Annotated in this window: 8 protein-coding genes and 1 pseudogene; 1 reads left to right on the top strand and 8 read right to left on the bottom strand. The window is 70.8% G+C overall.

Going from position 1 to position 6,099, the window contains the following annotated elements:
- The 8 genes from lepB (H5J33_RS20145) to H5J33_RS20180 form a co-directional block, all read right to left on the bottom strand.
- A partial coding sequence (lepB, locus tag H5J33_RS20145; RefSeq protein ID WP_181796329.1) for a signal peptidase I occupies nucleotides 1-1,062 on the bottom strand: 1,062 nt, incomplete at its 3' end.
- Nucleotides 1,055-1,756, bottom strand: coding sequence for a signal peptidase I (gene lepB / locus H5J33_RS20150; RefSeq protein ID WP_181796330.1), 702 nt, complete (start codon nucleotides 1,754-1,756; stop codon nucleotides 1,055-1,057). The genes lepB (H5J33_RS20150) and lepB (H5J33_RS20145), both read right to left, overlap by 8 nt.
- Before the next feature lie 44 nt (nucleotides 1,757-1,800).
- Entirely contained in the window at nucleotides 1,801-2,151 is a 351-nt protein-coding gene (gene rplS, locus H5J33_RS20155; protein WP_043504413.1) for a 50S ribosomal protein L19, read from the bottom strand.
- Nucleotides 2,152-2,287: 136 nt separating this feature from the next.
- Entirely contained in the window at nucleotides 2,288-3,121 is an 834-nt protein-coding gene (gene trmD, locus H5J33_RS20160) for a tRNA (guanosine(37)-N1)-methyltransferase TrmD (protein ID WP_181796331.1), read from the bottom strand.
- Nucleotides 3,118-3,663 carry a ribosome maturation factor RimM gene (rimM, locus tag H5J33_RS20165; RefSeq protein ID WP_181796332.1) on the bottom strand — a complete coding sequence of 182 codons (546 nt, stop codon included), beginning with the start codon at nucleotides 3,661-3,663 and terminating at the stop codon, nucleotides 3,118-3,120. Before rimM ends, trmD begins: the two co-directional genes overlap by 4 nt.
- Nucleotides 3,664-3,745: 82 nt before the next feature.
- Nucleotides 3,746-3,985: an RNA-binding protein gene (locus H5J33_RS20170; protein ID WP_030612780.1), complete on the bottom strand. Its 240-nt coding sequence runs from the start codon at nucleotides 3,983-3,985 to the stop codon at nucleotides 3,746-3,748.
- A 5-nt stretch (nucleotides 3,986-3,990) separates the two neighbouring features.
- Complete coding sequence (gene rpsP, locus H5J33_RS20175; protein WP_181796333.1) at nucleotides 3,991-4,410, bottom strand: 30S ribosomal protein S16; 420 nt, start codon at nucleotides 4,408-4,410, stop codon at nucleotides 3,991-3,993.
- 304 nt (nucleotides 4,411-4,714) lie between these two features.
- Nucleotides 4,715-5,317 carry a hypothetical protein gene (locus tag H5J33_RS20180; RefSeq protein WP_030785132.1) on the bottom strand — a complete coding sequence of 201 codons (603 nt, stop codon included), beginning with the start codon at nucleotides 5,315-5,317 and terminating at the stop codon, nucleotides 4,715-4,717.
- A 538-nt stretch (nucleotides 5,318-5,855) separates the two neighbouring features.
- Between H5J33_RS20180 and H5J33_RS37605 the strand changes: the two are divergent.
- A pseudogene (locus H5J33_RS37605) lies at nucleotides 5,856-6,099 on the top strand (hypothetical protein); the annotation flags it as partial.

The following is a 6,099-nucleotide window of genomic DNA, read 5'->3' on the forward strand; positions in this document are numbered from 1 at the left end:
ATGGCGCCGTCCGGTTCCCCGGGGTGCCCGCGGTGCTCCTCGCCGTCGTGGCCCGACCGTGCGCCAACCGCCACATCCCCCACGCCAACTCCTCACTCTGTGCCGCTGCCTGCCCCACACACTGCGCAGGCCCACCACTCCCATAACGAGCGGGAGTTCCGCAGGGGTCGCAAGCCGTGTCATTCCGTTCCGATTCTCCGGGGCAACCCTATGCGACACCTGGGGAGCGGCGGCCTTTCCCGACGCCGAGTCGGTGACGCTTGCGAAGGTTTTAGGTTCCGTCAGGCGCGTCCAGTGGCCGACCGGCCAGCCGATGACCATGGCCCGGCCGACCACCGAGTCGACGGAGACCGTGCCGCCGTAGGGGGTGTCCTGGTGGAAGCGGGAGTCCGCGGAGTTGCCCCGGTGGTCGCCCATGACCCACAGCCGGCCCTTGGGGACGGTGACGTCGAAGGGCGTGGCGGACGGCTGGTCCCCCGGGTAGAGGTAGTCGCCCTCGGCGAGCGGTACGCCGTTGACGGTGACGCGCCCCTTGGCGTCACAGCACCTCACATGGTCGCCGCCGACCCCGATCACCCGTTTGATCAGGTCTTTCTCGTTGTCGGACGGCAGCAGGCCGATGAAGCTCAGCCCCTCCTTGAGCTGCTTGAGGACGACCGGGTCGTTCTTCTTGGCGGTCTGCTCGTCCTGGAGCCAGCCGCCCGGGTCGTGGAAGACGACGACGTCCCCGCGCTCCGGTTCGGCGCCGAACCAGGGGGTGAGCTTGTCGACCAGTACCCGGTCGCCGATCCGGATCGTCTCCTCCATGGACCCGGACGGGATCACGAACGCCTGGACCAGGAAGGTCTTCAGGACGAGCGCGATGAGGACGGCGACACCCACCAGGAGGGGGATCTCCCGGACGGCCGAGCGCCGGCGCTTGCGCTTGACCTTGCGCTGGAGTTTGCGGCGCTCCGCGCGGGTGCGGCCGCCGCCGGGCGCGGAGGTGCGGCGGGCCCCGGTGGGCAGCGGGTTGTCGGCGGGGCCGGCCGGCACCCCGCGGGGCTTGCCGCGGTTACCCATGGCCGCCCTCCGCCGGGGCGTCGGGCACGCGCGCGTAGGCGGACGGCCGGGTCAGGTGCGTCCAGTGGCGGTAGGGCCACAGGATCCAGTCGGCCCGGCCGATGACGTCCCCGACGGGGATCATGCCGCCGCCGGGCGAGCCGAGGTGGTCGCGGGAGTCGCTGGAGTCGCTGCGGTGGTCGCCGAGGACGAACAGCCGGCCCGCGGGGACGACGACGTCGAAGGGCACGCTGGAGGCGCCGTCCCCCGGATAGAGGAACGCGGACTCGTCGACCGCACGGCCGTTCACCTCGATCCTCCCCTGCTTGTCGCAGCAGACCACATGGTCTCCCCCTGTCCCGACGACCCGCTTGACGTAGTCGGCGTCCCCGAAATACCCGGTTCCGTCGAACACGATCACGTCACCGCGGCGCGGCTGGGCACCGAAACGGTACGCGACCTTGTTCACGAGGACTCGGTCCCCGATCCGCAGCCCCTGCTCCATGGAGCCGCTCGGGATCTGGAACGGCTGCACCACGAAGGCGTTCAGGACCAGCAGGAACGCCAGGCCGGTGAAGAGGGTGAGGGTGATCCGGCCGCCCGGGAGCCAGTCGGCGAGCCGGGCCGCCCACGCGAAACGCGACCGGCCCTCCGCCCCCGGAGGACCGGGGTGGGAGGAGCGGTCGCGTTGCGTCGGCTGTGCTTCGGTGTCCATCGGGGCCAGATGCTATCCGGCCCCGCTGTGAACCGTCAGAGCGCTCAGTTCTCGCGCTTCTCCTTGATCTTCGCGGCCTTGCCGCGCAGCTCACGGAGGTAGTACAGCTTGGCGCGGCGCACGTCACCCCTGGTGACCAGCTCGATCTTCTCGACGATCGGGGTGTGCACCGGGAAGGTGCGCTCGACGCCGACGGAGAACGAGACCTTGCGGACCGTGAAGGTCTCGCGGACACCGGAGCCCTGGCGGCGGATCACAACGCCCTTGAACTGCTGCACACGGGAGCGGTTGCCCTCGATGACGCGGACGTGGACGTTGACGGTGTCACCCGGGCGGAAGGCCGGGATGTCGCTGCGCAGCGACGCGGAGTCGACGGAGTCGAGCAGGTGAGACATTTCGTCTGCTTTCCTCGCTGATGCCACAGGTCATCAACGGAAACTAGGGGTTCCAGGAGGACTGCCGTGCGGGTCGGGGCGGACGTCGTGTCCCCCTGTGGCAGGGGCGCTCGCCGGACGGACGCACAACAGCGGCCTATTCTTCCACGCCTTCGGCGCGGCGCCAAAATCGGCCGTACGGCTCCCCGTGCGGGTCCGGTTCCCAGCCCAGGATGGAGAGCATCTCGCGGTCCTTCTTGTCGAAGGCCTTGGGGTCGCAGCGCTCGATCAGGTCGGGCCGGTTGGCGGTCGTGCGCTTCAGCGCCTCGTCGCGGCGCCAGCGGGCGATCTTCCCGTGGTGGCCGCTGAGCAGCACCTCGGGGATGTCCCGGCCGCGCCAGAGGGGCGGCTTGGTGTAGACCGGGCCTTCGAGGAGGTTCGCCATGGCGCCGGGGGCGAAGGAGTCGTCGCGGTGGGACTCGGCGTTGCCGAGGACGCCGGGCAGCAGCCGGGCGACGGCCTCCGTGACGACCAGGACGGCCGCCTCGCCGCCGGCCAGCACGTAGTCGCCGATGGAGACCTCGTAGACCGGCAGGCGGGTGGCGTACTCGTCGATGACGCGCCGGTCGATGCCCTCGTAGCGGGCCGGTGTGAAGATCAGCCAGGGACGTTCGGACAGCTCGACGGCCAGTTCCTGGGTGAAGGGACGGCCGCTGGGCGTGGGCACGATCAGCGCGGGGGCGTGGGCGCCGGACTCGTAGCCGTCGGCGAGGACGGTGTCGAGGGCCTCGCCCCAGGGGTCGGTCTTCATGACCATGCCGGGGCCGCCGCCGTAGGGCGTGTCGTCCACCGTGTTGTGCCGGTCGTACGTCCACTCGCGCAGGTCGTGCACATGGACGTTCAGCTGCCCGCGCGCGCGTGCCTTGCCGACGAGGGAGACGTTCAGCGGTTCGAGGTACTCGGGGAAGATCGTGACGACGTCGAGCCTCATGCGTCCTCGTCCCGGGAGGAGGCGATCTCGGCGCGGTCGTCGATCAGGCCCGGCGGCGGTGTGATGACCGCGCGCTGCTCGTCCAGGTCGATCTCGGTGACGATCTCCGCCACGAACGGGATCAGCACCTCGCTGCCGTCCGGGCGCTCCACGATGAACAGGTCCTGCGAGGGCAGGTGGGAGATCTCGGTGATCCGGCCGACCTCCGTGCCGTCCTCGGTGACCACGTCCAGGTCGATCAGCTGGTGGTCGTAGTACTCGTCCTCGCCCTCGGGCAGCTCCTCCGGGTCCACCTCGGCGATCAGCAGGGTGTTGCGCAGGGCCTCGGCCGCGGTGCGGTCGGTGACGCCCTCGAAGCGCAGCAGGAGGCGGCCGCTGTGCACCCGCCCCGTCTCGATGGTCAGGGGTCCCGCGGAAGGGGGGTCCGTGGCGAGTACGGCGCCGGGGCCGAGCCTGAGTTCCGGCTCGTCGGTACGTACCTCGACGGTGACCTCGCCCTTGATTCCATGGGCACGGCCGATCCGTGCGACTACCAGCTGCACCTGTCCAAATCTCCTGTCATACGACTGCGGGCCGGGGACGGCCCAGTGGCCCTCCCCGGCCCGAGCCGGTTGCGATGAAGCGTCAGCGGACGTCGTCCACGTCGACCAGGTCGACGCGGACACCGCGACCGCCGATGGCGCCCACGACGGTACGCAGGGCGCGCGCGGTGCGGCCGTTGCGACCGATCACCTTGCCGAGGTCGTCCGGGTGGACCCGGACCTCCAGCACGCGTCCGCGGCGCAGGTTGCGCGAGGCGACCTGCACATCGTCAGGGTTGTCGACGATGCCCTTCACGAGGTGCTCAAGCGCCTCTTCGAGCATGCTGCTCAGGCCTCGGTCGACTCGGACTCAGCCGCGGCCTCGTCCTTCTTCTCAGCCTTCTTCTTCTGGGTGATCGCCTCACCCTTGCCCTCGTCGTCACCGCCGAGGGCCTCGAACGTCGGACGGGCCGGCTTGGGCTCGGCGACGAGCAGCGGCGCGGGAGCCGGCTCGCCCTTGAACTTCTGCCAGTCGCCGGTCTTCTTCAGGATGGCGAGCACGGGCTCGGTCGGCTGCGCGCCGACACCCAGCCAGTACGCCACACGCTCGGCGTCCACCTCGATGACCGACGGGTTGTAGGTCGGGTGGTACTTGCCGATCTCCTCGATGGCCCGGCCGTCACGGCGGGTACGGGAGTCGGCGACGACGATGCGGTAGTGAGGCGAACGGATCTTGCCCAGACGCTTCAGCTTGATCTTGACTGCCACGGGAGTGGGTTCTCCTGGAATTGACGTGGTTGGGCACGGCGAGACGCCGCGTGGGGTTGCGGTACCCGAGTGCCCGATGGACGCGTCAGCCGGAGGAGAGAGGGGTCCTGTGCGGCTGTCGAGTACAGCTAGCCATTCTGCCATACCCCGCGGGCCGCTTCCGGCGCGGGGTGGACGGGCGGGGGTGCGGGACAGGGTTCAGCGGCACCCGGCGTGGAGGTGAGGACACGTCGGGTGCGCTGCCCGGTGCGGTGAGGCCGCCGCGCGGCCCGGCAGCCACGAGATGCCGGGTTGCGCGCGGCGCCTACGCGGCCCCCATGACCTCCGGGATCCTGAACGGCTTGCCGCAGCCGCCGCAGACGATGGGCGCCTGGGCGAGGACCGACGGGACGACCCGGACGTTGCGCCCGCAGTCGCACACCGCCTTGACCCGGACGCCGCCGCCGGAGGAGCCGTGCCGGGCGGCCGGGCCGCGGAAGGTGCGGGAGGTGTCGGCGGAGGTGGCGGCCAGGTGGGCCTTCAGCGCGCGCTGCAGCCGCTCGATGGTCGGGCGGTAGCGCCGCTTCGCCTCGGCGTTGAGCGTGACCAGGGAGAAACCGCTGCTCGGGTGCGGCTCCTCCGGGTGGTCCAGGCCCAGCTCCTCGGCGATCGCGAGGAAACGGCGGTTGTGGTAGCGGCCGGCCCGGGAGGTGTCCCGGATGCCCCGGGCGGCGGCGATGCCGTGGACCGCCTCATGGAGAAGTCGTTCGAAGGAGAGTTCGTGACCACACGCGGACGACGACTCTCCGATCAGGGACTCCGGTGCGGCGAGGTCGGGCAGCTCGGGGTGGTGCCGCTGAATGTCGGCCCACGCCTGCGCCAGCTCTGCGGCGAGAACAGGTGGTGTCTGTGTCTGTGTCGTGCTCACGTAATGACAACGAGCGGAGGTGCCTCTGTGTTCCTATTCCGGGGCATCCCAAATAATTTGCACGTACCCGTCAGTTGCCGCTGATGCGTCCTGACGAGGGCGGGTGCGCTGATCTGCGGAGAAGCGTCACAGCTCCGCCCAAGCCGGTGCGTAGTCCGCGCTACGCACCGCCGGCGGGCCCCAAGGCCGCACGGGCCGCGGCGACGGGAGGCGTATCCGGCCGTTCCGGGCCCGCCGACGCCGTCCGGGCCGGCGTCCCCGCCCGCGCGACGTTACCGCGTACCGCCGCACCGCCCGCCACCGGCCCGCCCCCGCCGGCGCCGGCCGCTTTCCCGTCCGCGGCCACCGTAGGGTTCGCCAGGTTGCCGGTATGTGAATTCTCGCCACACCCGCGTACAGGGCCCAAGCCGGACCCCGCAACCCCTGGACGACGCCGCGGGCCCGGAGTTACCTGGCATACGTGGGAAGTGCGCGCGCACGGCACGGGGGCCACGCGACCGAATACAGCGACGAACCGTCGGCGGATTGGGGCGCTTCTATGACACCTACGCTCGTGCGGCAGCACGTGGCTCACGCGGACCCGGCACCCCGCGCGGACTCGGCGGGCCCGGCACCCCGCGTGGACTCGAGCGCACGCGCGCGTGACTGGTCCGAGATCCAGGAGCGGATGCTCGTACCGCTCTACGAAGCCGTCTACGACCGACTGGACGTGGGAGCCGGAAGCCGGTTGCTGGACCTGCGCTGCGGGGCCGGGCTCGCGCTGCCGCTGCACCCCGAGTACC

It is taken from the genome of Streptomyces sp. WELS2 (assembly GCF_013870595.1).
Taxonomy (GTDB): domain Bacteria; phylum Actinomycetota; class Actinomycetes; order Streptomycetales; family Streptomycetaceae; genus Streptomyces.